Origin of the sequence: Clostridioides sp. ZZV15-6388 (assembly GCF_020657755.1) — a bacterium.
In the GTDB taxonomy this organism is placed as follows: Bacteria; Bacillota; Clostridia; order Peptostreptococcales; family Peptostreptococcaceae; genus Clostridioides.
The window spans coordinates 1-271 of record NZ_JAGWCU010000133.1; the positions used below are offsets into that span (position 1 = coordinate 1).

The 271-nt window shown below is 27.3% G+C and carries 1 protein-coding gene; it reads right to left on the reverse strand.

From position 1 onward, the window contains the following. Positions 1–262, reverse strand: a 262-nt coding sequence (locus KGF48_RS20795) for a helix-turn-helix domain-containing protein (protein WP_227868509.1), incomplete at its 3' end; no start/stop codon positions are given. Positions 263–271 lie beyond the last annotated feature (9 nt).

The window sequence follows — 271 nt, forward strand, 5'->3', positions numbered from 1 at the left end:
TTTTGTAGGCTTTATCTAAATTCATTTGTTCATTTGCTAGTGCTAAACTATCAACTTCTTTTAGGAACTCATATTCCTTTTTGTAATGTGCAGGTGTAGGATATTTTATTTTCTTAATATCTAAGTCTTTGTTTTCCTCATATTCTTTAATCCTATCGGATAACATAAGATTATATATAAGTCTGCTACATCCAAAAGTTTTAGCAAAATATTCTTTTTGTTCGCTATTTGGATATAATCTATATTTATATGCTCTTAGCATATTATCCCT